General features: G+C 42.3%; 20 protein-coding genes. 9 read left to right on the top strand and 11 right to left on the bottom strand.

What is annotated here, in order from left to right:
- Positions 1–9 precede the first annotated feature (9 nt).
- The 3 genes from HXT50_RS03960 to HXT50_RS03970 form a co-directional block, all read right to left on the bottom strand.
- Positions 10–816 (bottom strand): carbohydrate ABC transporter permease, encoded by an 807-nt coding sequence (locus tag HXT50_RS03960; RefSeq protein WP_032835185.1) that lies wholly within the window; start codon positions 814–816, stop codon positions 10–12.
- Between the two features lie 101 nt (positions 817–917).
- The gene (locus HXT50_RS03965; RefSeq protein WP_004118448.1) at positions 918–1,853 is read right to left on the bottom strand and encodes a carbohydrate ABC transporter permease; all 936 of its coding nucleotides are present in this window, start codon (positions 1,851–1,853) and stop codon (positions 918–920) included.
- Positions 1,854–1,900: 47 nt separating this feature from the next.
- Positions 1,901–3,286 (bottom strand): extracellular solute-binding protein, encoded by a 1,386-nt coding sequence (locus HXT50_RS03970; protein ID WP_410297182.1) that lies wholly within the window; start codon positions 3,284–3,286, stop codon positions 1,901–1,903.
- 273 nt (positions 3,287–3,559) lie between these two features.
- On the opposite strand from HXT50_RS03970, the gene HXT50_RS03975 reads away from it, so the two are divergent.
- A complete protein-coding gene (locus tag HXT50_RS03975) occupies positions 3,560–4,585 on the top strand; it encodes a LacI family DNA-binding transcriptional regulator (protein WP_004118431.1) in 1,026 nt (341 codons plus the stop codon).
- Positions 4,586–4,733: 148 nt separating this feature from the next.
- Here the strand turns inward: HXT50_RS03975 and HXT50_RS03980 are convergent, their stop codons facing one another.
- Both HXT50_RS03980 and HXT50_RS03985 read right to left on the bottom strand, forming a co-directional pair.
- On the bottom strand, positions 4,734–5,570 hold the full coding sequence (locus tag HXT50_RS03980) for a TraX family protein (RefSeq protein WP_004119097.1): 837 nt from the start codon (positions 5,568–5,570) through the stop codon (positions 4,734–4,736).
- 77 nt (positions 5,571–5,647) lie between these two features.
- The gene (locus HXT50_RS03985) at positions 5,648–7,348 is read right to left on the bottom strand and encodes an alpha-amylase family glycosyl hydrolase (protein ID WP_117008981.1); all 1,701 of its coding nucleotides are present in this window, start codon (positions 7,346–7,348) and stop codon (positions 5,648–5,650) included.
- Positions 7,349–7,606: 258 nt separating this feature from the next.
- On the opposite strand from HXT50_RS03985, the gene HXT50_RS03990 reads away from it, so the two are divergent.
- From HXT50_RS03990 to malQ, 5 genes are all read left to right on the top strand, one after another.
- The gene (locus HXT50_RS03990) at positions 7,607–8,836 is read left to right on the top strand and encodes an extracellular solute-binding protein (protein WP_064340169.1); all 1,230 of its coding nucleotides are present in this window, start codon (positions 7,607–7,609) and stop codon (positions 8,834–8,836) included.
- Positions 8,837–8,995: 159 nt separating this feature from the next.
- Entirely contained in the window at positions 8,996–10,402 is a 1,407-nt protein-coding gene (locus tag HXT50_RS03995; RefSeq protein ID WP_004104794.1) for a carbohydrate ABC transporter permease, read from the top strand.
- Entirely contained in the window at positions 10,399–11,322 is a 924-nt protein-coding gene (locus tag HXT50_RS04000) for a sugar ABC transporter permease (RefSeq protein ID WP_004104797.1), read from the top strand. The genes HXT50_RS03995 and HXT50_RS04000 overlap by 4 nt, the downstream gene beginning before the upstream one ends.
- A 313-nt stretch (positions 11,323–11,635) precedes the next feature.
- Complete coding sequence (gene pulA, locus HXT50_RS04005; protein WP_116442882.1) at positions 11,636–13,645, top strand: type I pullulanase; 2,010 nt, start codon at positions 11,636–11,638, stop codon at positions 13,643–13,645.
- A 276-nt stretch (positions 13,646–13,921) separates the two neighbouring features.
- Positions 13,922–16,171 (top strand): 4-alpha-glucanotransferase, encoded by a 2,250-nt coding sequence (gene malQ, locus HXT50_RS04010; protein ID WP_064340166.1) that lies wholly within the window; start codon positions 13,922–13,924, stop codon positions 16,169–16,171.
- Positions 16,172–16,354: 183 nt separating this feature from the next.
- On the opposite strand, the gene HXT50_RS04015 is transcribed toward malQ, so the two are convergent.
- The 3 genes from HXT50_RS04015 to HXT50_RS04025 form a co-directional block, all read right to left on the bottom strand.
- Entirely contained in the window at positions 16,355–16,966 is a 612-nt protein-coding gene (locus tag HXT50_RS04015) for a DUF624 domain-containing protein (protein WP_004104802.1), read from the bottom strand.
- 191 nt (positions 16,967–17,157) lie between these two features.
- Positions 17,158–17,991: a carbohydrate ABC transporter permease gene (locus HXT50_RS04020; RefSeq protein ID WP_004104804.1), complete on the bottom strand. Its 834-nt coding sequence runs from the start codon at positions 17,989–17,991 to the stop codon at positions 17,158–17,160.
- The gene (locus HXT50_RS04025) at positions 17,988–18,839 is read right to left on the bottom strand and encodes a carbohydrate ABC transporter permease (protein WP_004118392.1); all 852 of its coding nucleotides are present in this window, start codon (positions 18,837–18,839) and stop codon (positions 17,988–17,990) included. The genes HXT50_RS04020 and HXT50_RS04025 overlap by 4 nt, the downstream gene beginning before the upstream one ends.
- A gap of 301 nt (positions 18,840–19,140) precedes the next feature.
- On the opposite strand from HXT50_RS04025, the gene HXT50_RS04030 reads away from it, so the two are divergent.
- A complete protein-coding gene (locus tag HXT50_RS04030) occupies positions 19,141–20,154 on the top strand; it encodes a LacI family DNA-binding transcriptional regulator (protein ID WP_004118390.1) in 1,014 nt (337 codons plus the stop codon).
- A 162-nt stretch (positions 20,155–20,316) separates the two neighbouring features.
- Here HXT50_RS04030 and HXT50_RS04035 read toward each other — a convergent pair whose 3' ends face one another.
- Both HXT50_RS04035 and HXT50_RS04040 read right to left on the bottom strand, forming a co-directional pair.
- On the bottom strand, positions 20,317–21,660 hold the full coding sequence (locus tag HXT50_RS04035) for an ABC transporter substrate-binding protein (protein WP_004104821.1): 1,344 nt from the start codon (positions 21,658–21,660) through the stop codon (positions 20,317–20,319).
- A 360-nt stretch (positions 21,661–22,020) separates the two neighbouring features.
- A complete protein-coding gene (locus tag HXT50_RS04040) occupies positions 22,021–22,731 on the bottom strand; it encodes a histidine phosphatase family protein (protein WP_064340164.1) in 711 nt (236 codons plus the stop codon).
- 169 nt (positions 22,732–22,900) lie between these two features.
- On the opposite strand from HXT50_RS04040, the gene HXT50_RS04045 reads away from it, so the two are divergent.
- Positions 22,901–23,359 (top strand): DUF4235 domain-containing protein, encoded by a 459-nt coding sequence (locus HXT50_RS04045; protein WP_421777053.1) that lies wholly within the window; start codon positions 22,901–22,903, stop codon positions 23,357–23,359.
- A 44-nt stretch (positions 23,360–23,403) separates the two neighbouring features.
- Positions 23,404–24,210 (top strand): nitroreductase family protein, encoded by an 807-nt coding sequence (locus tag HXT50_RS04050; protein ID WP_064340162.1) that lies wholly within the window; start codon positions 23,404–23,406, stop codon positions 24,208–24,210.
- 35 nt (positions 24,211–24,245) lie between these two features.
- Here HXT50_RS04050 and HXT50_RS04055 read toward each other — a convergent pair whose 3' ends face one another.
- The gene (locus tag HXT50_RS04055) at positions 24,246–24,503 is read right to left on the bottom strand and encodes a hypothetical protein (RefSeq protein ID WP_064340161.1); all 258 of its coding nucleotides are present in this window, start codon (positions 24,501–24,503) and stop codon (positions 24,246–24,248) included.
- Positions 24,504–24,788: the final 285 nt, after the last annotated feature.

Consider the following 24,788-nt stretch of genomic DNA (forward strand, 5'->3'; position numbering starts at 1 on the left):
TTATGCGGGTTACTTACCGCTACCAGTGGAAATACCTGCAATAAACTGCTTTTGGAAAATTACGTACACTATAATAACTGGCACAATCGCCAAAGAAGTCGCTGCAAACAAGCCACCATAATCAGTGCCATATCGCCCAGTAAACACCTTCAAGCCCACTGCGAGCAGCTGCTTCTTTTCGTCCGAAATCATCAAGAACGGCCACAGATAGTCCTCCCAGTTCCACAAGAAAGTAAAGATGGCGAGCGCCGCAATCGTGTTATGGCTCATAGGAAGAATAATACTGTGGAAAATACGAAAATCAGATGCTCCGTCCAGTTTCGCAGCTTCAATGAGTTCGTCAGAAATACCTGTTATTGACTGACGGAAGAGGAAAATGCCGAAAGCGCTAATTAATCCCGGGACAATTAAGGCTCGGTACGTATCTTGCCAACCGAAACTTGTCATCATATCGTACTGCGGAATAATAGTTACAGCCCACGGAACCATCATGGTGCTCATCACTATACCAAAAAGCAAATTACGGCAACGGAAACGCATTTTTGCAAATACATATCCCAACACTGCGCTGGTATAAATGGCAATTACCGTTTTTGCTACAGCAACAAACAACGAGTTGCAGAATAATCTCAAGAAATCAAATTTTTCCTGAATACCAACGTAGTTATCAAACGTACTAGGCATAGGAAATAGTCCACCATCGACACGCACAATATCACTATTTGGTGCAAATGAAGAAATGAACATCCACACAAATGGAATAATTGTTAGCGCAGAAAGCAGAAAAAGAAAAATAGTAAGCGACCAACTCAACACAGCATGACGAGTGCTGCTTCTTGCACAGTTACGTAATTTTTTCACAATACCCCCCTTAGCCGGCACCGTAACAACAACTCCAGTCGTTTCCGTTTTATTGCTCACACCAACTCACCGTCCTCAGAAGCTTTGAACATGATTATCGTGAGTACGCCAGTAAAGATAAAAAGCACTACGCTCATGGCTGACGCAATACCAAAGTTATACTTTTGGAAGGCTTGATCAAAGATCAAGTAGCTAATAGTGTAAGTTGCTGTTCCTGGGCCACCGTTAGTCATAACTAAAATCTGCACGTAGGCTTGCAGGTAAGCAATCATTGACGTGATCACAATGAATAACGTTGTAGGTTTGAGTAGAGGCAAAGTAATGCGGAAGAATTTTTGCACACTGTTAGCACCATCAATATCGGCTGCTTCATACACATCTTTGGGAAGGTTCATTAAGCCTGCTAAATATAGCACGGTTGCGTAGCCAAAATCTTTCCAAATGGTCATGATAATAATTGCCGGCATGGCCCAAGTAGAACTGTGCAGCCAATTAATATTCAATCCCGTAACTTTATCAATCATGCCAAACTGCGGATCAAACATCCACATCCACACGAAGCTTACTGCGACAAGTGGTGTAATCGTTGGCATATAAAATAGGCCACGCAGCGAATCTTTGCAATGCACGAGCTTGGAGCTGAGCAACATTGCCAAACCCAAACCGAGAATAATGCGGAAAATTACGGATATTGTCATGAAAATAGCTGTATTACCGATTGACTTCCAAAATAGGCCGTCGGTTAAAATCTGTTTGAAATTATCGAGCCCAACCCAGTTGTACGTTCCAACCAACGGATTCCACTCGTGGAAGCTGCCGGCAAACGCTTTATAAATAGGATAGGCAAGGAAAATCGCGAAATAAGCAACCAGAAATGTCACTGCCACATTGCGAAATGAGAAGGTTCGAGACAACGCAGCGGTTACTTTTGCTATACCACCAAATTTTTTCCCTAGAGGAGTTGAATGAGATTTCTGATCTAATTGTTCCATGATTTCCCTTGCCTTACTTGAAAGAACACACTTCAGTTTATGAATCTTTACTTGTGTTCTTTGAAGAATTCATACTTGCTTTCTGCAGACTTAAAGTTGGAATTCTTCATGTCTTTTACCATGGTCGCCTGTGCTTCTTTTACTGCGGAATCAATAGATTGACCATTTTGCATAACGTTTTGGAATGCTGCCTTGCTGCTGGTTTCCACCGTAGAAGGAGTGATGCCTGGCCAAATCAACCTATTCACGCGAGGCTGAATAGCCGCCATTACCGGGGCCTTAAGAATCTCTGGATCGTTCTGTAGCGATTTCTTCGCTGGGAACGAGTTCAGATGTTTCACTGCAGAGCGAATAAAAGCGTCGTTAGCGAGAATGAACTTGATAAAGTCTTGTGCCACGGCCTGCTGTTCTTTACTTTGGTGAGCGTTGATTCCTGGAGTAGATTCGCCATTGTAGCGATCATAAGCGAATGGCGTTTCTTTCGTGAATGTTGGAGTTGGGAAAATACCGTATTCTACGTTCGGATATTTTTCTTTCAGTAGGCCTTCAAGCCAACCCCAAGCGTATACCATTCCGGATTGTCCGTTGCCAAAACTTTGCGTGTAATCAGTACCGAAGTCTGTTGCAATAACTTTGTCTTTGTCGTACAAATTCTTTAGGAATTGCATGTTTTCGCGCGTAATTTTGTTGTCAAAATTAGGCTTTTTGCCACTTTTATCGAACGCAAGTTCGCCACGTTGATAGTTCAAGCCTTGGTTGATTGCAGCGTATGCATCACCATTAACATTGAAACCGGCTTGTACCATTTTGGAACCGTTCCACTTGGTAAGTTTCTTTGCCACCTCGCGCAACTCGTCCCAAGTCGTAGGAATATCTGCTTCTGTTAAACCGGCTTCTTTCCAAAGCTTTTTATTGTAGTAAATATTGCCAGTATTGATGACCGAGTCAATATACTTTACTTTTCCGTTGGAATCTTCGTGTGCGACAGAAGAGCTGTAGTCAGCTTCCATTGCTGCCTTGTCAACGTTGTAGTCGGCAGCGTATGGGCGTATAAGCTCATCCTTGGAATTGTGAATATTGAACAGAGCTGGGCCGCTTTTACCTTTGAGTGCTAACGGTAGTTTTGTCCAATAATCGTCCCAAGCAACGTTCTTCGTTTTGAACGTTACGTTAGGGTAGATTTTCGTATACTGCTTGATCATATCGTAGATTGGGTCGGTACTACTGTCTCCCCAGCTCCAATATTCCAAAGCAATTGGCTTGCCTTGATTAACGAGATGGTTAGGGTCATATTTCAATGCTTCACCCATTACCGGCAAACCTTTATCTTTTTTTGTGTCGGTTACACCGGCAGAATTGCTGCCACACGCGCTAACACTAGCAAGCATGCCTAAAACAGCGACACATGAAATACATATTTTTCTAATGTTCATTGTTGCTCCACTTCTTCGTGAAATTAATGGGTAAAATCTATAATATTGCGAAAAGTTTTCACTGGTCAAACAGAAAAAATGTGAATGTAAAGGTTTTCATTTCGAATCCGTTAAACTGCACCATTTTTGCGAAAATAAATACTTTTTTACCCGCGTGTCTAAAAATGTAAACCTTTACATTTATTGTATTTACATAACACTTATATGTTCTTTTTGAAGGGTATATATAACACTCTTCATATTTGAGCAAAAACAAAGAACAGAAGAAATAAAATGTCAAAAAACAGTATTAGCGATGTAGCTACGCTAGCAGGGGTTTCCATAGCCACTGTCTCTAGAACTTTCGCTCACCCAGACAAAGTAGCGCCAGCAACACGAGCAAAAGTTACGCAAGCAGCAGAACAACTCGACTTTACTGTATCAAGAACCGCAGGAGTACTGAAATCAGGCAAATCATACCGCATAGCACTACTTATTGGTAGCAGTCGCATAGAATGGTTTAGTGCTTCTATTATTGAAGGATTAAACGCTACGTTGCACGCAGCCGGATATGATCTAGTAATTTATTCAGTAGATGGTATCGAACAGCGTAAAACTTTCTTCAAAGAACTACCTTTACGCGGTAATACTGATGCCGTAATCGTATCTTCTTTCGATATCAGCAACAATGAGGCAGAGCAACTTCAACGCATAAAGGTACCTATTGTGGGCATTAATTGTGTAGCGTCTAAAATTCTTTCTGCAGCAATCAGCATTGACGATACTGCAGGAATTAAACTTGCAGTGCGCCATCTCACTACTTTAGGCCACAAAAAACTACTGTATGTTTACGAACATTTTAATTCACCACTTCGCTTCAGTTCTTCGAGACGAATTACCAGTTTTGAAACGATATGCAACGATACACCAGGAGTTCAAGGGAAAATCTTACCAATTGACTTTGGAGACAATCCCTTAGATGCCACTATTTCAGAACTATTTTCAAGCAGCAACCCTCCTACTGCACTGTGCTTTCACCAAGATTCCACAGCTATACCGTTCCTGTTTCGTTTACAAAAACTAGGCATACGAGTGCCAGAAGATTTGTCTATTATTGGTTTTGACAATAGTACTTTTGCAGAAGCATTAGGCTTAACTACCATTCGACAAAATCCATGTCTGATGGCTCAGCAAGCCGCAAATATTGCTTTAGCACTTATTAACGAGCAGCCAATTACAAGACGCCATATTACAGCTCCGCTTCAGCTTCTAATCCGAAACTCAACTGGTCCTGCCCCAGACATTACATCTGCAAACTGATTAGCGAATCAGATTAGAAAACTAGGTTTAAACGCTATGCAAGGCGTAGTACCAAACTCGCTTTATAGCAAACCCTGATTTGCTATAAACCCTGATTTGCGGTAAAACTCGCCTTACAAACAAATCCAAAAACTGCTACGAAATGTTTTCAACGCAAGAATACTGCAAACACTGACGCAATGATCAACATCAGCGGATACCACACATACATAACACAACGGAATGTCGTCGAGTTTTTAGGACCATCACCATAAGCGCTACGATAATGCAACACAGCCACACCAATACCAGGTGCAAGCATCGACATAGCACCGAACATTCCTGCAGTCATCTCCATAGTAATTTCGCGCTTTTTTAATAATTCAAAAAGAAGTACGAAAATAAGCAAAGTTACACCGCCGAAGAAAATTCCATGCTGCACAAAAACTTTTCCTATCAAATTCCAAAGAAGACCCGCAATGATAAGCACAGTAATAGCAAAACCTTTACTAAATCCGCTTAAACGCTCCCTAATTGTATCTATACTCGAAAGTACAAATAGTGCGATAACCATTGCAAATACAGGATTTTGCGAACGCATGTCGAACAAACATTTTGAATTCACCAAATCGTATGGAACTTCGCAGACCACTGCTAAAATCAACAATCTTAACATGTAAAGATTCAAATTATGAGTATTGTGATATCCGCGTACTAATATCCACGCATACCATGGCACTGCAGTCCAGCTTATAAATTCGCAAACTAATATGACTGTCAATGCGAACATATTATTGGTTACTGTTCCGCCGAACATTCGTGCAATTACTGTGTTACTAAATGCACCTAGCATAAGCATAAAAGCGCCGAGCATTTTAAGTTTATTGAGCGTGATTCCAGTTTTTATGTTACGGTCAGCACGAATTGGTTTGCCGTTTGCGTCAAGCATTTCCTTATTCGCGTTACCGCTATCACGCATTATTGCTTTACCACTATTAATACCCATTGCACGTCCTTGTTTATTTGCGCATACCTAGTTTATATAAACTTTATCTGTAGTTACGTATCTAACTAACCTGTAATTTACATTCCAAACACTGCAAAACTTTGAGCGCCGAGTGTTAAGCAATCACCATTAACTGATATTTCTCCAATTTTAAGTAATGGATTGTAAGCAGATTCTTGCGTAAGATTCGCTAATGCTTCTAATGAAACTATTTCGCTATTTACACCTGGGTTCATAACCACAATGCTTCGTTCCACAGCTGATTCTCCTACGTCACCTTTTGCGCAACGCTCGTAAGCAAAGCCGCGGCCGTCAACCGGAGCATACAAAACTCTCCAAGACGCGTCAGCTTGCAAAGATTTGCGACTATGGCGAAGCGCAATAAGCGAGCGCACCCACGAAAGGAAGGAATCTTCGCAATTAATTTGCGCAGAAACAGTTGGAATTTCACCACTTTCCACTGCTTGTTTTCGAGAATTTGCGCAAGTTCTTCCGTCTGCTCGCGCTTCAACAGGCAAGTATAATTTAGATTTTGCAGCCATCGAGAAGCCAAAATTCTTTGCATCGTCCCATTGCATTGGCGTACGAGTGCCCGTACGAGCGTAGCCGCCTTCTTTTGTTGGAATATCGCGATATTTCATGCCAATTTCGTCGCCATAATACACGAATGGCACGCCTGGCATAGTGAGTATCATGCCGAAAGCCACGCGACGCTCACGATCGCCAAGACGCGGAGCAAGACGCGGCGTATCGTGATTGCACGTGATGAAACTAAAGTAACCTTGCGAATAGGTTGACTCATATTGTGGGCAATAATCGTCTAAAAATGGGCAAATACTGCCGCCGCCGTGCGCATTAAAGTAGCTGTGATCATGCTCAGGATTGCCGTCTAAAGCATTATCAACATCACGAGCTAAACGTGCGTAACCGTTAGGGTTTCCATCCCAGCGCCAATTCAAATAGAAGTCCATGTCGAATCCTGCAGTAAGAGCCTGACGTGGTCTGCCCCATTCGGACACAAAAGCAGCCTGCGGATACTCTTCTTTCACAGTGCCAAGCATTTCCTGCCATGCGCGAATTGTATTGTCTTTGCCAAGGCTTCCTTCGCCATTATTGTCATCGTTTTTCACAAGCGAATCAGCCATATCAACTCGGAATCCATCCGCACCAAGCGAAAGCCAAAATCGCATAATATCAACCATTGCAGCGCGAGTTTCTGCCGCTTCTTTGGAATCTGGAGCGGATTGCCAAGCTCGATCCCTATGTGCAAAACCGTAGTTTAATGCAGGCTGACATTTGAAGAAGTTTAGAATATAAGTGGCGTCACGCTCAGTTTCACCGCCAATAAACGGCATAGAATAGCCGCTAAACGCACTGTCTGTCCAAATATATCGCTTGCTAAATTCGTTTTCTTCAGCTTTCGAACTTTCCTTAAACCACTCGTGTTCTTCACTCGTATGACCCGGCACTAAGTCAAGCAATATGCGGATTCCTCGATTGTGAGCTTCACTAAAAAGCTGCTTTAAATCTTCGTTCGTTCCGTAACGCGCAGCTACTTTTTTGTAGTCGCGCACGTCATAGCCCGCATCTTTAAAAGGCGAGTCATAGCAGGGATTAAGCCAAATTGCGTTGCAACCAAGCGATTTTACATAGTCTAACTTTTCGATAATTCCTTGAATATCGCCTATGCCATCGCCATTGGAATCACAAAAACTTTGCGGATAGATTTCGTAAAAAACCGCGTCTTTAAGCCACTGAGCATGATCGTATAATGCCATTATTTCACCCTTCTAGCGTTGTGCTACTTAGTTTACACACAACCACTTGAAAAAATTTATAGGGCAAAATATACAGACTAACCCGCCACTCATTTGCAAACGACACGATATCCGTGTATACTACACAGTGCTTACGAACGGATTTGTGAGACTTGTGACGCTGCTCTACGCAGCAATCGCGATGTTGCGCCACAACGGAGTCCGTTACTACGCCACCAAATGATATGCCGGTTTTTGGCATGATATAGGAGGTCAAGGATGACGAATATTAAGAAGATGCTGGGTGCAGGTCTTGCAGTTGCTACTTTGTTTGGATTTGCAGCTTGCGGTTCAAGCACTAACAATAGCGATAAGAAGGCTGCTGATTCAGCACCTGTTCAGCTCACCGTTTGGGGTTCTGCTGACGATCAGAAAGATGGCGGCTGGATTAAGACTGTTGAAGCAGAATTCAAGAAGGAAAATCCAAACGTTACTTTCAAGAACGCTGTTGTTGAGCCACCAGACGCTGCTAAGGCTGTTAAGCAGGATGCTAAGGCTGCTGCTGATGTGTTCCTCTTCCCTAACGATCAGCTCGGCGACTTGGTAAAGGCTGGAGCAATCGGCGAATTAAGCGATGACGCCACAAAGCAAGTTAAGGAACAGAACGAAGATACTTTGATCAAGTCTGTTACCGCTCAGGACGGTAAGCTTTACGGCGTTCCTTACACCGGCAACACTTGGTTCATGTACTACAACAAGTCCAAGTTCTCCGCTGATGACGTTAAGTCCCTCGACAAGATGCTTGAAAAAGGCAAGGTTTCATTCGATCTTGCTAATGCTTGGTATCTCCCAGGCTTCTACCTCGATGGCAATATGACTCTCTTCGGCGAAAGTGGAAACGATGCTAAGGCTGGCATGAAGCTCAGTGATAAGGCTGCTGAAGTTACCAAGTACATTGCAACAAAGCTCGTTGGAAACGAAAAGCACTTCGTACTTGATGGAAATGGTCGCGGCTTGGCTGGCTTGAAGGACGGCTCCGTTGATGCAATATTCTCCGGTTCTTGGGATGCAGCCAAGGTTAAGGACGCCTTGAAGGATAACTATGCTGCAGCTGCTCTTCCAACCTTCAAGACTGAGTCTGGCGAGCACCAGATGAAGTCCTTCGCTGGTTCTAAGGCTGTTGCTTACAACACCAACACCAAGTCTCCAGAGATGGCTGCTAAGTTCGCTGCATTCTTGGGCTCCAAGAAGTCCCAGCAGATTGCTTTCGAAAAGGAAGGTGCAATTCCTTCTGACAAGTCCCTTGCTGACAGCGTAAAGGCAGAGCCAGCTGCTGTTGCTCAGATGGAAACCATTGCTAAGACTTCTGTCTTGCAGCCAGCAATTCCTGAAATGGGTAAGTTCTGGGATCCAGTTCAAGCATTCGGCACTTCTATCTCCACCGGTAAGATTACTGGCGATAATGCTGCCGCGCAGACCGCAGAATTTGCTAAGGGCCTAGAGAAGTAAGTAAACAAAACTTACTCTAGCCAACAAATCTAAATAGATGCATAAGCAGTGTTTTATGCACTTTGAGTAAAACAATGCGCCCCAGCCCCCGCTCCGGCAAGGGGTGGGGCGCATTGTTTATCTTCTACAAAATAATTTTGTTTACATGAAAGGCATGTCATGACTGGCACGACATCCACAAAGCGAGAAAGACGCCAGAAGAAGACGTCAACTGCAGAACGCTTTGCTCCTTCACCTTATTCACTGAAAGAGGCTGCAAAACATGCGGACATTCTTTCATGGATTTCTGTTGTTATATTTGGCTTTGGCAATTTTGTCCGCAAGCAATACATCAAAGGCGTTATATTCTTAGCGTGTGAAGCAGCTTTATTCGGATTCTTATTTACAATTGGATTGGATTATCTTCCAAAAATTAACACTCTTGGCACAGTAGAACAGGGCAGAGTTAAAGTCAACGGATTCTGGCGATACAGTGCGGGCGATAATTCTGTAGAAATTTTACTGTATGGAGTTATGTCGATATTAGCGATTGTATTGCTTGTATATCTGGCAACTCTCGCTCTTCGCAGCGCGTACAAAGCGCAATCTGTAATGGCAGACGGCAAGAAGCCACTTAATTTCATTGATGATGCTAAGACTCTTCTTGACGAAAAAGCACACGTCGGTTTTATGACTCTTCCAACTGCTGGCATTGTGTTATTCACAATTTTGCCATTGTTCTTCATGATTTCTATGGCTTTCACAAGCTATGATGAGAATCATCAACAAAAATTCAGCTGGATTGGGTTAGACGTTTTTTCTCAATTCTTAACCGGAAAAAGTGATTTAATTAAAGCTGACGTATTCTTTGACGTATTAATCTGGACTCTTGTTTGGGCATTCCTTGCAACCTTCCTGAACTTCTTCCTCGGCATGTTCATTGCAATGATAATCAATAGAAAGTCCACTCGTCTTAAGGGATTGTGGCGAACTTGCTTCTCACTTACAATTGCAGTTCCACAGTTTGTTTCATTGCTTATTATGAACAATATGCTTAGCCAGAACGGTGTTATTAACATTGTCTTTAAGCAAAACGGTTGGATACATCAAGAGCTTCCTTTCCTTACGGATGTAACTTGGGCTCGAGTGACGGTAATTCTTATCAATCTTTGGGTTGGTATCCCATTCACCATCATGCAGATTACAGGTATCTTGCAGAACGTTCCTGCAGAACTTTACGAAGCTGCAGAGCTCGATGGCGCAGGTTGGTGGCAACGTTTCATGAACGTCACAATGCCATACATCATCTTTGTTATGACTCCATATTTGATTACTACCTTTACTGGCAACATCAATAACTTCAACGTTATTTACCTCTTAACAAAAGGTGGCCCAGCAAGTAGCAAAGTCAACAGTGCAGGCGGCACCGACTTGCTTATCACATGGCTCTACAAGTTGACTGTTGACCAGCAAAACTACAACGCAGGTGCAGTAATTGGTATTTTGACATTCATGGTACTTGCCGTCGTAGCACTGATTACGTATCGCAACTCTGGATCTTACAAGAATGAGGAGGGATTCCGGTGAGTGATAAAACTACAACTAAGAACGAAGAAGCTGTTGTAAAGAGCACTCGTAGTGTTTCTTTCCTTAAAGATCAACATGTCAGAAGAGTAATTGGAGATACTTTCTCGCATCTGTTCTTGCTGGTGTTGTCAGTTATTTGGTTGATTCCAATCTTGTGGGTTTTGTTAGAAAGCTTCAACAAGAACACTGGTTCCTATCAGAAAACCTTCTTCCCAACTGAATACTCACTAAATAACTATATAAAGTTATTTACCGATACCGATGACATTAATTTCCCACGAATGTTCCTCAACACTTTGATCGTGTCAATTTTCGTGTGCATTATTTCTTTGGTGTTTGTGTTAGCAGTGTCCTTCTGCATGTCTCGTCTCCGTTTCAAAGGACGTAAGACATTCATGAATCTTGCTCTGATTCTTGGTATGTTCCCAGGTATCATGGCTGTTATTGCTATCTACTTCATTTTGAAGGCTCTTGGTTTAACAAAAGGTTCGATTGTATTAATCGCACTTATTATCGTTTATTCTGCAGGTAGCGGTGCTGGCTTCTACATTATGAAGGGCTACATGGATACTATTCCAAAGTCTTTGGATGAAGCTGCATACTTGGATGGATGCACAAAGTGGCAAGTATTCTGGAAGATTATTGTTCCAATCTGCAAGCCTATGATTGTGTTCCAAGCAATTACTGGATTCTTGGGACCATGGCTAGACTTCGTTATGGTGAAGACAGTAGTGAGAGACAATAAGGAAAACTACACAGTTGCTTACGGATTAATGGAGATGCTTACCAAAAAGTATCTACCTGATTGGTACGCTGCATTCGCGGCAGGTGCTGTGTGCATTTCCATACCAATCGTAATCCTGTTCATTATTATGCAGCGCTTCTACGAAGAGTCCATGTCTGGCTCCGTTAAAGGCTGATAATTTACAGGATATAAATTTACTGAAGGCTGAGACGCTTTCGAGCGTTTCAGCCTTCTCTTTCACTAGACAACACGAACACATAAAAATAAAAAATAACTTAACACACTCACCGTTTGACTTAATACGATAATGGCTATCGCATAAACCCTACCGTGTTTAGCCAAATAGTGCCGCAAAACATAAAAAAAACTTGATAACAGAACAATAAGTAAATAATAAAATTTAAAAAACTGTATAATGACTAATACGATTAGATAATTTAGAAAATTTAGACAATTCGCAAAATAGCGAAAGAAGAAGGATACCCTATATGACGACTCCATCTTCGGCAACATGGCCTGTATACGAAGGACCTCTTGGATTTACTTTAAATGCTAAATCTACAACATTTACCGTATGGGCACCAACTGCACAGAATGTGACGTTAAGACTTTTTGAAACTGGAAACAACAGTGAGCCAATTCAAACACACGAATTGAAACCGTTGCATGACGGAGCTTGGCGGATTAATTTCCGTAAGCGTTTAGACGGCATATACTACGATTATCTTGTTACTTTCCAAGATGGCACAGTAAATCGAACTAGTGACCCTTGGGGTGTAGCAAGCGGTGTAAATGGTGAGCGCAGCCTTGTCATAGACGATGAGCGAGTGTCTCCTGCCAATTGGCATAAAGATAAGTCTCCTAAGTTTGTGCGCCATGCAATGGTTGTGTGGGAAACGCATGTTGCAGATTTCAGCAGCAATCCTAATGGCGGCTTTAAGCCAGAGCATAGAGGCCAATATCTCGCTTTTACTGATGAACATACATCTTTGCAAAATCCAAATTCTTCTGAATGCAACTTCCCTACTGGCTTGGATTATTTAAAGCAGCTTGGCATTACTCATGTGCAACTCGAACCTATTTACGATTTTGCAACAGTTGACGAATCCACAATCGACAATGCGCGCAAAAACGGTGCTTCAGCAGAAGAATTAGATTCTCTATACAACTGGGGTTATGATCCTCACGCTTACAACGTTCCTGAAGGTGCTTATTCTAGCAATCCTTACGATGGCACTGCGCGAATTCGCGAATGCAAGGCAATGATTGCGGCATTACATGCTAATGGTCAACGCGTAATTATGGATGTTGTTTATAATCACATGTACAAGTCCGCAGAAAACGCTTTCGAATGCATGGCTCCTGGGTATTTCTGCAGGCGAGACTCTGACGGATCTTTTGCTAACGGCTCTGGCTGTGGAAATGAAATGGCTTCTGAACATCCTATGTTCCGCAGGTTTATTATTGAATCTTTGCTGCATTGGGCACGCTGCTATCACATTGATGGCTTCCGTTTCGATCTTATGGGATTGACTGATACTGAAACCTTAAATCAGGCACGAACTGCATTAGACAAGCTTCCTGGCGGTAAAGATATTGTTATGTATGGAGAACCGTGGGGTGCTTCGGATCCTGCTGTTGATGAGAAAGTTCCGATGGGAGATAAAGACGGCAGAGGCACTCTTAACGAGCGCATAGGCTGGTTTAGCGACGAGTCTCGCGATTCCCTCAAAGGCAATGTTATGAACCATCGCGACCGTGGATATGTTAATGGCAATGAGTTCTGGTGCTCAGATGCGGCTCGCCAAACTCTTAATGCATGGCGTGATACTCCTTCTGCAGGTAAAGAAGTTGGACAGATTGTTCAATATACTTCTGCTCACGACGATTTGACTTTGTGGGATAAGCTTTGTATCTCTATGCGCGAGAATGCTAGCGATTTTGAGTTTGACGCTCAAGATGTACAACAAGTTGCGGATATTTTGAACGCTAATATGTTTGCAGCTGGAATTGTTTTGTGCTCTGCAGGCACGCCGTTTATGCTAAGCGGAGAAGAGTTTGGACGCACTAAGCACGGTTGCGATAATTCTTATAATCGCGGTGTACTAATGAACCAGCTTGACTGGGCGCGCACTGAACGTTTCAATCCGCTTGTTCAATGGTATCGTGCACTTATAAAGCTTCGCGCTGAATATAGCTCATTGTATGACGGCAAACGCAAACAACTTGAAACGTCTAACCATACTGTTTTGGCTACGCGCATTGGCAATAATCTAATTGTTTGCGCAAATCCTATGTATCATGAAGATGCAACTATTCAACTACCTGCAATTCATAGTGCAAAATCTCAAGAGTGGCATTGCGTACTTAATTCAAGTGATTATTTTGCTAAGTGGACTGGAAAACAGCCTGACACCAAGGTAAATATTACAACTGAAAAAAGCGCTGCTACCCTACACTTGCCTATCAGAACTTTTGTTGTGCTTAGCAACAAGTAATTGCGTTTTAGTAAGTAAAAAAATAATAAACTATCAGACGATTGCAACTAAACATGAGTAATCACAACACTTGTGTTTAGTTGCAATTACTTATAAAAACTAGCAAATATGTCGCAACGCTAATTTGCAAACGATGTCAGGTATTTATATAATTGACAGGCAGGGTGTATTTCAATCCAGAGATGTATTGATTTACGCACTATCGCCATAGTTGCACATTTGGCACGCTTACGACGATGTTAGGAATGTGCCAAATCATAAAGTAGAAGGAGCACCATGACAACAACAGCTACTGGCAAAGCTGATGCTGATAAGCCTATGGAAGAAAGCGCAGAACGTCTTGCACGTCCACTTATTAAGCTTGCTAAGGCGTGCGGCGTTGCCACTTTTTATATTGATCAGCAAGGAAGCTACACCGAAATTACAGATGAAGCATTAGTTGGAGTACTTGATGCATTAGGCATGCCTGCCGACACTCAAGACAATATTGCAATTTCATACGAGAAGGTTCAGCGCAAACGCTCTAGCGAATTATTGCCACCAACTGTCGTTTCGTTTAATGGCGCAAAAACTTGCGTACCAATTCACGCAGGAGATGCCAAAAAAGAGCAAATTCATATTTCTCTTACACTCGAAGATGGAACAGATTATGAAGGCTCGTTAGGCGATATTCAATCCGAAGACAATGGAGATTTGTTCATTGAGCTTCCGGATGATTTGCCAATGGGCTACCACACTTTGCATGCTAAAGTAATCAACACGAATGGCGAGACAGCTCAACACGCTGATGTTACATTGATTGCTGCACCTGCGCGTATTCCGTTGCCTGAAAGCGTTAAACAAAAGCATCGTTGGGGATTCATGACGCAAATGTATTCTGTGCGTTCAAAAGATTCTTGGGGAATTGGCGATTACGGCGATTTGCGTCGCCTACTTAAGGATGCTGGAGAAATTGGTAAGGCTGATTTTATGCTGATTAATCCAATTCATGCGTGCGCTCCAGTAACACCTCTTGAGCCTTCACCGTACTTGCCTGAGTCTCGTAGGTTCTTGAATGTCACTTATATTCGTCCGCAAGATATTCCGGAATATGCTGAATTAAGCGGAGAGGATCTTGCCAAAGTGGAGCAATTGCATGAGTCTATTGCTCCTCAAAACAATAATCCAAATCCTATAGATATCAACGCTGCATGGGATGCCAAGCTTCCTGCGTTGCGTATTATTTTCAAGCAACCTCGTTCTACCGAACGCGAGCGCGAGTTTAGTGAGTTTAAGCATCGTTCTGGTGAAGATCTTGACGCTTTTGCAACTTGGTGTGTTGCGTTTGAAGTTTGGGGTGCTCCTTGGGGCGAGAATTTGTGGTTTGACACTACAGGCAAAGGCACTCCGCAAATTGAGCGACTTAAGCGCGAACACGCTGATTTGTTTGAGTTCCATCGTTGGCTTCAGTGGATTGCTGATGAGCAAGTTGCTGCAGCTCACGCTGAAGCTAAAGCTGCTGGTATGGCAATTGGTCTTATGCAAGACATGGCAGTTGGCGTACACGGCTACGGTGCTGACGTTTGGTGGAGTCCGGAACGATTTGCTAATGGCGTAAGCGTTGGTGCTCCTCCTGATTTCTACAACCAGCAAGGTCAGGATTGGGGTCAACCTCCATTCGATCCAAATTATTTGGATGAAACTGGCTATATTGCTTACCGAGACATGGTTCATAACGTGTTCTTGCACGCAGGAGCTGCTCGTATTGATCACGTTCTTGGATTGTTCCGCTTGTGGTGGATTCCACAAGGACAAGGTGCTAGAAACGGCGCATATGTGTACTACAACGTAGATGCAATGCTCGCAGTTCTTACTGTTGAAGCAACTCGCGCAGGCGGCGTTGTTATTGGCGAAGATTTGGGCACTGTTCCGAAGTATGTTTCTAAGGTTCTTGCATCTCATGGCGTGCTTGGCACTGTTGTTGAATGGTTCACTCACGACGACGAAGCTGAAGCTGCTACTAAGAAGGCTGGAAAGAAGCAAATTATTTTCGCTAATCCGTCTACATATCGAGAGTATGCTCTTGCTTCCGTTACTACGCACGATATGCCACCTACAGCTGGTTATCTTGCCTTTGAGCATGTCAAGCTTCGCGAGCAGCTTCATCTGCTTACAGACTCCGTAGAAACGTTCCAGGAGGCTGCTCAAGCTGAACGCGATGCAATGATGAAGATGCTTCTTGAGAACGGCTGGATTAGCAAAGATGCTGCTGAGGATGTTGAAGGCCATGTACAAGAGATTGTGGAAGCTATGCATGCGATTATGCTCACTTCCCCATCTTTGCTTTTGCAAGTTGCTTTGGTTGACGCTGTCGGCGAGAAGCGTTCACAGAATCAGCCTGGAACTAGTACAGAGTATCCAAACTGGCGTATTCCACTTGCTGATGCTGATGGTCGTGTAGTTCACACCGATGAAGTATTTAAGTCACCACGAGTGCTATCTATGACGGCAGTTATGCGCGGCGAAAATACACGGAAGCATGTATAATCTAATAGTTGGTTTACTGATGAACTGACTCTATTCCCCCTCGTAAGGAATATGATTTGCATAGTAGCAAATCAAAATATTTCTTACATGATGTCCTATGTGAGGCGAGCATCTATAATAGTGCTCGCCTCATTAATTTTTTGCCACTTACCCCAATTTTTTAATTATTCATATAACTGTCAACTACTCTTGCTTAATATACTTTGCAAATACCCGCTCTAAAATCGGAGTATGCAGCATAATAAGCGATCCCCAACCAATGAATACCAACAAAGGCAAACCCTGCGGCAAATATACGATTGATGCAAATATTAACACAATAAACACTATATCTAGCAGTGTCATTATAAGAGTTTCTTTCCAATACGAAATACCAAAAATAAGAGAATTAACCACTGTTTTATCAATTGAATTTTTAAAACGCGCTTGTAATGCAAACACCCATTCGGCAACAATAACCCACAATATGCTCAGAATAAATTTAATAATTAAAAGTGGAGTAGACCACACGCAAAGCCATAGCCAAATAATAGCAAGCAAAACTGGCCCCATTACAGCCCAAATAATAGTAGATTCCAAAAAATTGCTAGCAAACGCGCGAAAATAAGCTGCAGTAATATGTCCTTCACCTTGCTCTGTACGTCTTGCAGCATCATGACCGGCACAAAGAGAAGCACCGATAGTAATTAAAGGAATGCTTGTTAAAATCATCAATATTGTAAGCCACACGGCATCAGCAAATGTTTCCATGCTTTGCGCAAACTTTGAATCTGGGCTTCCAAACGAGAAAATCATTCTATACTATCTCCTGGTTTTATGACGCAATTCCTATGCTCTACTATCTATAGATACCTTTAACAACGAACTCTACCACCTAATTACAAACTAGCGTAACTATTAAAAAAAATAATGACGGCGTGCACAAACGTAATAGTATGTGCACACCGCCGCTTTTACTGCCACTTGAATTTTGGAGGAGAATTAATTTATCCCTTTACTGCACCAGACATAACACCTTTGATAATGTACTTCTGGCAGATGAGATAGAAGATTATGATTGGAACAATTGCCATAACCAAGCAACCCATCATGGCACCCATCTCAACAGATCCATAACCACCCTTCAAATACTGAACAGCTATAGAAATCGTCTTATACTTGTTGAGATCGAGCGTCAAGAATGGAAGCAGGAAGTCATTCCAAATCCACATTGCCTGCAAGATTGAAACCGAAATAATAGCAGGTCGCATAATCGGCACAATAATCTGGAAGAATATACGTGGTACAGAAGCACCATCAATCATTGCAGACTCTTCGAGTTCTTGCGGAATACCCTTAATCACACCAGTGAAAATAAACACTGCAAGTCCTGCACCAAAGCCTAAGTAAATAATCCACAATCCCCATGGAGTATTCAACTTTAAAGTGTTCGTAATGTAAGCAAGGGTGTACATAACCATCTGGAACGGCACAATCATGTTAAACAGGAACAAAACGTATAGAAGTTTTGCTGCCCAATTGTTCACACGAACAATCCACCATGCACACATTGACGTGCACAGAAGAATGAGGATTACAGAACCAACAGTTACAACAATAGTCCAGAGGAAACTCATTGGAAAATCAGTACGATTTGAACCTAATACGTAGTTAGACATTCCAACAAACGATTTTGAACTAAAAGTAAAAGGATTGCTTGCAATATCAACCTTAGACTTGAAAGAATTCAGTACCACTAAAGCTATAGGGAAAATCCATAACAAGCTTATAAGAGTGAACAGCACAGTCCATAACGCAGGATGCTTTGTTTTCTCGTTCATGCCGCTACCTCCTTCGACCTAGTGAGCATATTCTGAACCATAGCAATAACAGCCACGACAATGAAGAACATGACTGCCTGAGCCTGACCAACGCCTTCACATCTTGGAGTAGTGAAAGTTCTATAAATATTGAGAGCTAACATCTCTGTTTTCCTTGACGGACCACCGTTAGTTAATGCGAAGTTCTGATCGAAAAGCTTGAAGCCGTTGGTAATTGTTAAGAATGTGCAAACAGTAATAGAAGGCATCATCAATGGAATAGTAATCTTGAATAAAGTCTGCCTTGGGCTTGCACCATCGACAGCAGCTGCTTCCATAACATCTCCAGGAAGAGCCTGCATTCCTGCGATATAAATAATCATCATATAGCCAATTTGCTGCCAGCAAACAACAATCACAAGGCCCCAGAAACCGAATACTTCAGAGAACGTAATCGTACGATTGAAGTAGCCGAGTATACCATTTAACAAGAGCTGCCAAATATAGCTTAAAACGATACCGCCAATAAGATTTGGCATAAAGAACACGGCTCTGAATATCGTCGTGCCCTTGAACTTCTTAGTAAGCATGTACGCAATTGCAAAAGCAATAACATTAATAATTATTGTTGTAATAACTGCAAAAAGCGTTGTGAACAAAAACGAATAAACAAGATGCGGATCTTTTAAAGCTCTATAGTAGTTACGAAAACCCACAAACTTACCATCAGTCACAGTAGTGAATTTTCTAAAGCTCAAGTACACACCCATAATAAATGGCACTAAGAAGCCAACAACAAACGCAGCAAACGTTGGCAGCGCAAATAACCACCACCATTTACGTATTGCTTTTCCGCTCATACTAATCATGACTCGTCACTTTCTCCTCCTTGAGAGCGACATCCACGTAGACATCGCTGTCCCGAACCAATAACTTCATTCTACTACATGAATTAGCTATGTCAAACGTTGTCATTTTCGATATGTCACTTCAAACAAATATCAGAATTTAATTTTAAAAAATTGCTTATTATCGTTGGCATTCCAGCAAAATTTGCTAGAATAGAAATGTCTGCAAACGTTTGTTTGTTTCGAACTATAAAAGTTCGCACTAAACAATTAAACACAAGGCTGTGCTACACGTTTGTTATACGCGAATAAAGGAGTTCACATGTCGGCAAATATTCAAGATGTAGCGAATAAAGCTCATGTGTCAGTTTCTACTGTGTCGCGCTCATTTACACGACCAAACTTAGTATCTGCATCCACTCGCAATAAAGTATTGGCCATTGCCGAACAATTGAATTTTTCTATTTCGAAATCTGCAGCAGCACTAAAATCTGGTAAAACCTTGCGCATCGCTTTATTGATTAGCGATCAAATTCGCCTATGGTTTTCTGCATCTATTATTCAAGGATTGAATCAAGTATTCCACACAGCTGGATACGATTTGTCAATTTTTCAGATTTCCAGCAGCAAAGAGCGTAGCGAATTTTTCACAATGCTCCCAACTAGACGTAATGCTGACGCTGTTGTTGTGTGTTCCTTTGACGTAAATACCAACGAAATCGCACAACTTAAATCAACAGGCGTGCCAATTGTTGGCATAAACTGCTTATATCCACAAAAATGCGATTTTGACGCGACTATCAATATTGACGATGACCAAGGTGCAAGACTTATGGCACGCCACTTAATCGGTTTAGGGCATCACAATATTGCATATGTGCGCACAACTCGTGACGTTTCACTACATTTCAGCGTATTGCAGCGTTACCATTCTTTTATTGATGAATGCCAAAATAGCGGAATCACACCTACAGAAATTGTGGCACCTGCTAATTCTGATCGCATAAGTGCCATAGTTTCTATGCTTCTTGGAAGTTCAATTATGCCAACAGCAATTGCATGCCAAGAAGATGGGATTGCAATACCACTTATGTTTCAGCTTGCCCGCAGCGGGTATTCTACTCCAAAAGATGTGTCAATTATTGGTTTTGACGATAGTTTTTATGCGCATGAAACTGGCTTAACTACTATTAGACAGGATCCGGTTGATATTGCTTCTACTGCGGCAAATATCACGCTTGCGCTTATAAACGCAGAGAAAGTTGAAGATCAGTATCGCATTGTTCCAGCGCAACTTATTGTGCGTTCAAGCACAGCTGCATTATTAAAAGAGTAGACCTTTTATAGTTTTCTAGAAAATATCGAAATAACAAAATATCGAAATAACAAAATCCGCTAGGACTTAGCACTATGATGTGCCAGTATCCTAGCGGATTTGCTTACGTCACCTTTGCTTGCTTACGTCAGCAGGTGCAACGTCTATTTATTTATTAATGGATCAGTCGTCATCTTCATGAGCCTGAGAATATTCCTTAGCCCAACCATCCACGAATGCTGTCTTAACCTTATCCCACTTGCCGGTGCCCTGAGCGTACTCAAGCAAAGCAGAGCCGAGGTCGTTCTTCCAGTTATCAGATGGCATTACGGTGAAGTTCCAGCTTACTGGAGTCTTACCAGACTTAGCATCTTCAACAGCTGCCTGAGTCAATGGGTTGTCGGACTTGATATCTGCGAAGCTCTTGAATGGAGTGGTGAAGCCCATCTTCTTGGACAAAGCATCCTTACCAGCATCGGAAGTAAGCAGCCACTTCAAGAAGTCCTTAGTTGCCTTCTTGTTAGCGTCAGACGTCTTCTCATTGATGCACCAATAGTTCTCAGAACCAGTTGCCAAACCTTGCTTCTCTTCGCCCTTAGCGCCAATATAAATTGGAAGCATACCAAGGTCTTCAGCCTTCATACCAGCCTTGGAGAGGTCACCCCAAGCCCAAGTGCCATTCTGGTAGAACACAGCTTTACCCTGGGAGAACTCAGCATTAGCATCTTCACCAGTCTTGGAACCAATCTTTGTTGCTGGTGTAGTGGAGTCAGTAATGTAAAGATCGAAAATCTTCTTATAACCGTCAAGGAAGCTACCCTTTACCTTTGCAGGCTGCTTGGTAACATGATCTTCCTTGAACTCATAGTACAAAGGAAGATTTGCAAGGTGGGTCTTAAAACGCCAATCAGAGCTGGAATCAAAACCAGCAGAAGTGAACGCGCCTTCAACACCAAGATCTGACTTGTGCTTTTGAATATCATCTGCAACAGCCTTCAACTTATCGAAGGAGTTGATTTCTTCAGCAGACTTTACCTTAGCGTCCTTAAGCTCGGTGTACTTCTTGAGCAAAGCCTTATTATAAATCAAGCCGTAGGTTTCCATTGCATATGGGATACCAACAACCTTATCTCCATCCTTCAAAGCAATATCCTTGTTCTGAAGTTGGCTATAAAGCTCAGTATCCTTCAAATCAGCAGTGTAATCCTTCCAGCTTGCGTAACCAACTGGACCGTTGATCTGGAAGAGTGTAGGAGCTTCATCACCCTTACTGATTTCACTCTTCAAAGACTGCTCATAAGTTCCGGAAGCAGCAGTTTGAACCTTAACCTCAACACCTGTTTTCTTGGTGTATGCCTTAGCTACTTCCTTCCACTGATCTGCAGCTTCTGGCTTAAAGTTCAAGAAGTAAACCTTACCTTTAGCAGAGCTGTCACTTGAGGAGGATCCGCAAGCTGCAAGCGCGCCAAAAGCCATTGCCGAGCAAGCTACCAGTGCAATTGTTGATTTAATTGTACGATTCATCATCGAACCTTTCTCCTATGCCGACAATCCCGTCATTGGACTGCCACACCTCTAGGTGTCCTTATCGACAATATTTATTATGCCTCAACTGCTGCAATATTGCAAACGATAGCATAACTAAATTAACGCGTGTCGTCATAAAAACACTACACTCTAATATATTCGATAAAATTAGCACGTATTTTTGGCAATAATTAAAGGGATTACGCAACAATTTAGCAAACGATTGCGCAATCTCTTGAGGATCATAGTTTAAAACAAATTATTTAATTAGCAGCTAACCCTGCCCACGAGCAATCTTATATTCCTTAGCCCATCCGTCCACAAACGCGGTTCTAAGAGTATTCCATGCCTTTCCGTATTTCAGCAATTCCAATGCACAATTACATTATCGCCTTTGTACGCGCCCAACACAGAATAATGCGCGGTATCCATACGAAGAAGTCGTGCAAAATCTGGGCTTACTCCAAGCCAGCGCGCAGTAAGAATACGCAACACATGAGCATGCGCAACAATAAGCACGTCCTTACCTAATTTCAATTTAGGCATTGCCATATCAATAATCTTTTGAGTACGATCCGAAACCTCTTGCAAGCTTTCTCCAGAAGTTCTGTGCACATCCACTGCTTCTCCACTAGGAAGCACCTCTTTAGCGTCACTAACCATGTGAGAAGGAAGAACTTTAGGACCATGCTTCCACACATCCCAAGCCTCAACGCCACTTAGTTTAGAAATATCAGCGCGCGTGCGACCCTCAGCAGCACCATAATCCCACTCCAGCGCACTATCGCAAATTGTATACGAATCAAAACCAGCAAACTGAGCTGTTTGCTGCGCGCGACGAAGTGGACTTACAAGCACACAATCCTTATCAAAACCTTTTGTGAACACACACTGCAATCTAGCGCCAGCCTCTTTTGCCTGCTCAACACCAACTTCAGTAAGAGGCAAATCCGTGCGCCCGGTATGTTGACCGGACACACTCCAAGCAGTTTGGCCGTGGCGAAGTAACACCAAGCAACCCTGCTTCGAGCATTCTTTCTGAGAGGATTCTTTAGTGCCGTTATTTTGCATAGTCTTCACATTCCTCACCAGCGCCATGTACACACATCGCACTGGACGCCTAGCAGCACGATTGCTTTACGTAAGCATTTCTTAACTTGCAGCCACTTTGCCGCAAATCAAGATCACTGTTCCATGGTACCGCCAAAATTGGTATTTCGTTACCACTAACATAGAAAATATGACGCAATTATCATCGGCTAATACTAAAACTCAACGAAGCCATCGTGCGGCTCAAGCTACCGTACAACGACTTAATGCAGCAAATCGTAAGATTGAGGCCCTTCGCGAGCGCCGATTGAGAAATCAAAATACTTTAGGAGATTCATTACTAAAATCTGCACTTCCTTCTTTTGCAACGTTTATTGCAGGGCAGATTGCGCACTTAATATGGAAAAAACATGTTGATACTAGAAAAATCAATTTAAACTCTAATAGTCGTTCTAACAATCTTTCTAAAGAAAAAGTTGCGCAAAAGCAGCGTATTAAGCAAGAAGAGCCGCTGCTACTGTCTCTTGGATTTGCAGTATTTTCTGCGATTCTTACTACGATTGTTGGTCGCTTAGCAAACCACGGAACCTTGTCTTATATTGCGAGAAGGCAAAGAAAAAGACAATTGCGCTCACAAAAACGATTTTAATTTATTAAATTTTATAAACTAAATGGCCTTATTTTGAAACGAGAATGCTGAAAGGAATAAGAAATAACGTGCCAAATTTACGCCACAACGAAACTATCGATACTTTACTGAATCGCCGCTCCATTCGCGCTTTTTGCAACGAAGCAATTGACAACGATACAGTTGTCACTCTTGAAGCTGTAGCTCAGCGCGCTGCTTGTAGCCAGTTTTTGAACGACTGGTCAGCGATTAAAATTACGGATAGCTCAATTAAGCAAAAGCTTTCCGAAATTGGCAACCAAACATATATTGCTACAGCTCCACTACTGTACGTTTTTATTATTGATCAACATAGAAACGCTGCAATTGCGCACAAAAATGGCGTAGATACCAGTAGCGACGAGTTTATGCTTAAAACTCGCTACCGCTTTACACAGGCTCAAAATGACGTTATTTTGGCGCTTCATGCCATGGAAACTGCCGCGGAATCTTTGGGGCTTGGTTGCGTAATTCTCGGTTCAATTTTGAACAGTAGAACTCAGCTTATTGATATTTTGAATTTGCCTAAATACACGTACCCCGTGCTCGGCCTGGCAATTGGTAAGCCTGCGCAAAGCCCAGAATTAAAGCCGCGAATGAGCGCTGACATGCAGATTTTTGAGAATACCTACCCTGCTGACGACGCTGAATTATTAGAAAATCTTGCTGATTTCGACAATCGCGTGCATCAATATTACGATTTGCGAAATGCTAGCAGACCAGTTGATGCTTTCAGCGCACAAATTCTTACTATAGCAGCAGACGATATTGCCAAAAAACACGAAGCAGAAGATGTTGAGCAGGTTGCAAGGCAAGGTTTTAACGTTGCGTAAGATTTAGCACCGTTTTAATTTAGTGCCGTTTTAACTTAACGCCGTCTTGGCTTGTACCCGCGCTTTCTAGATTTAGGCTTCGTGCTTGCGGATGGCGAGCGCATATCGGAATACATGCGATCTACCGGGTTTTTATGCGTCAAATGCCAGCAACCGCAATATTCACAAGCATAAACCCACAACTGCGCACCGCGCTCTCGTAGACTCTGCTCCGCAGCCATAAGAGCCTGCCCTTTATTCTTGTACATGATTTTTTGGGTAGATTCGCAACGCCTCGGAGTAAAGAAATACATAGCTTTTATGGTAGCAAACCGCTTAACAGAGCTTATACAAGACGTACGCAATTGCGTAAATCACGCATTATTCCTAAACTTAAGCCACAAAACACGTTCACAAAAGTTCAAAATAAATTCAATTTATTATAATTTAGTTCAATTTTTCTACTATATTTCTACTATTTTTTACTATTTCTCGTCATTTTTTGAAAAATTACTATACAAAATAATTTTTGCGACTAATATTGAGCAAATAGTTCAATTTAATACTTATATTTTGAACTTTGCTATAAACTTGTTCAA

It is taken from the genome of Gardnerella sp. KA00243 (genome assembly GCF_049244105.1).
GTDB lineage: Bacteria > Actinomycetota > Actinomycetes > Actinomycetales > Bifidobacteriaceae > Bifidobacterium > Bifidobacterium leopoldii.

Excerpts from the sequence above, each read along its gene's own strand:
- HXT50_RS03965 (WP_004118448.1), bottom strand. The coding sequence starts at position 1,853 with ATGGAACAATTAGATCAGAAATCTCATTCAACTCCTCTAGGGAAAAAA.
- HXT50_RS03970 (WP_410297182.1), bottom strand. The coding sequence starts at position 3,286 with ATGAACATTAGAAAAATATGTATTTCATGTGTCGCTGTTTTAGGCATG.
- HXT50_RS03975 (WP_004118431.1), top strand. The coding sequence starts at position 3,560 with ATGTCAAAAAACAGTATTAGCGATGTAGCTACGCTAGCAGGGGTTTCC.
- HXT50_RS03980 (WP_004119097.1), bottom strand. The coding sequence starts at position 5,570 with ATGGGTATTAATAGTGGTAAAGCAATAATGCGTGATAGCGGTAACGCG.
- HXT50_RS03985 (WP_117008981.1), bottom strand. The coding sequence starts at position 7,348 with ATGGCATTATACGATCATGCTCAGTGGCTTAAAGACGCGGTTTTTTAC.
- HXT50_RS03990 (WP_064340169.1), top strand. The coding sequence starts at position 7,607 with ATGACGAATATTAAGAAGATGCTGGGTGCAGGTCTTGCAGTTGCTACT.
- HXT50_RS03995 (WP_004104794.1), top strand. The coding sequence starts at position 8,996 with ATGACTGGCACGACATCCACAAAGCGAGAAAGACGCCAGAAGAAGACG.
- pulA (WP_116442882.1), top strand. The coding sequence starts at position 11,636 with ATGACGACTCCATCTTCGGCAACATGGCCTGTATACGAAGGACCTCTT.
- malQ (WP_064340166.1), top strand. The coding sequence starts at position 13,922 with ATGACAACAACAGCTACTGGCAAAGCTGATGCTGATAAGCCTATGGAA.
- HXT50_RS04015 (WP_004104802.1), bottom strand. The coding sequence starts at position 16,966 with ATGATTTTCTCGTTTGGAAGCCCAGATTCAAAGTTTGCGCAAAGCATG.
- HXT50_RS04020 (WP_004104804.1), bottom strand. The coding sequence starts at position 17,991 with ATGAACGAGAAAACAAAGCATCCTGCGTTATGGACTGTGCTGTTCACT.
- HXT50_RS04025 (WP_004118392.1), bottom strand. The coding sequence starts at position 18,839 with ATGATTAGTATGAGCGGAAAAGCAATACGTAAATGGTGGTGGTTATTT.
- HXT50_RS04030 (WP_004118390.1), top strand. The coding sequence starts at position 19,141 with ATGTCGGCAAATATTCAAGATGTAGCGAATAAAGCTCATGTGTCAGTT.
- HXT50_RS04035 (WP_004104821.1), bottom strand. The coding sequence starts at position 21,660 with ATGATGAATCGTACAATTAAATCAACAATTGCACTGGTAGCTTGCTCG.
- HXT50_RS04040 (WP_064340164.1), bottom strand. The coding sequence starts at position 22,731 with ATGCAAAATAACGGCACTAAAGAATCCTCTCAGAAAGAATGCTCGAAG.
- HXT50_RS04045 (WP_421777053.1), top strand. The coding sequence starts at position 22,901 with ATGACGCAATTATCATCGGCTAATACTAAAACTCAACGAAGCCATCGT.
- HXT50_RS04050 (WP_064340162.1), top strand. The coding sequence starts at position 23,404 with ATGCTGAAAGGAATAAGAAATAACGTGCCAAATTTACGCCACAACGAA.
- HXT50_RS04055 (WP_064340161.1), bottom strand. The coding sequence starts at position 24,503 with ATGTATTTCTTTACTCCGAGGCGTTGCGAATCTACCCAAAAAATCATG.